Consider the following 1,153-nt stretch of genomic DNA (forward strand, 5'->3'; position numbering starts at 1 on the left):
GGCCGTCCGCCCCCGGCCCGTACGACGCCGTCCTGCTGGACCTGGCCGGCGACCCGGCGCACCTGGGCTGGCTGCGGCACATCGGTGCGGTGACCCCCGCGACGCGCGTCGAGGCCGTCCAGGTCGACCACCGGATCGCGTCGCCGGCCGAGCTCGAACGCCGCCTGGAGCGCTGGCGGCGTCCGTTCACCGCGCCGTGGCGGACCCTCATCCTCGGCGGCGCGCGGTCGGGCAAGTCGGAGGAGGCCGAGAAGCGGGTGCTCACCGGCGCGGACGTGACGTACGTGGCGACGGGCATCATGCGTCCCGACGACCCGGAGTGGCGCGCCCGCATCGCCGCGCACCGCGCGCGGCGCCCCGGCTGGTGGGAGACCACCGAGACGATCGACGTGGCGGGCCTGCTCCGTACGGCGTCCGGCACCCTCCTCATCGACGGCATGGGCACGTGGCTGACCGCGATGTTCGACGCCCTCGGCGCGTGGGAGTACCCGCGCGCCGTCCAGCCGCGCGTGGACGAACTGGTCACGGCCTGGCGGTCCACTGAGGCCCACGTGGTGGCGGTCAGCGACGAGGTCGGGCTGTCGGTCGTCCCCGAGACGCCCGTCGGCCGGGCCTTCCGCGACATGCTCGGCCGGCTCAACCAGCGGCTGGCCGCCGAATCCGAGGAGACCGCCCTCGTCGTCGCCGGCCGCGTCCTGGAACTGCCGTGAGCGGACCAGCCGACGCGCACCCGACCCCGACGAAAGAACACTCGCGAGCACCCGCCCAACCCCGACCACCGAACCCAAGAAGACCACCCACGTCACCACCCGGCCGCGTCCTGGAACTGCCGTGAACGAACCAGCCGACCAGCACCCGACCCCAACGAAGAAACACCCGCGAGCACCCGCCCCACCCCGCCACCGCCCGGCCGCCTCTCGCAACCGCCATGAGCGGACCGGCCGACCAGCACCCGAAAGGAGCACCCGTGAGCGCCCGCCCCGTGAACGACGGACTGCGGCTGGCCGTCTCGCTGCTCACCGTCGTGCCGGTGCGCGCCGGGCGGGTGGACCGGGAGACCGCACGGTGGGCGATGACGCTCGCGCCCGTCGCCGGGCTTCTCGTCGGCGCGGTGGCCGCGGCGGTGCTCGTCGGCGCCGGCCGGCTGGGGTTC

General features: G+C 75.2%; 2 protein-coding genes. Both read left to right on the forward strand.

Annotation, left to right across the window (positions count from 1 at the left end; all coding sequences use genetic code 11):
• The coding region (locus ACFFNX_RS50625; protein WP_378213652.1) for a bifunctional adenosylcobinamide kinase/adenosylcobinamide-phosphate guanylyltransferase at window positions 1-710 on the forward strand (710 nt) is incomplete at its 5' end.
• Between the two features lie 257 nt (window positions 711-967).
• Window positions 968-1,153, forward strand: a 186-nt coding sequence (locus tag ACFFNX_RS50630) for an adenosylcobinamide-GDP ribazoletransferase (RefSeq protein WP_512699894.1), incomplete at its 3' end; no start/stop codon positions are given.

Origin of the sequence: Actinoallomurus acaciae (genome assembly GCF_042429965.1) — a bacterium.
In the GTDB taxonomy this organism is placed as follows: Bacteria; Actinomycetota; Actinomycetes; order Streptosporangiales; family Streptosporangiaceae; genus Actinoallomurus; species Actinoallomurus acaciae.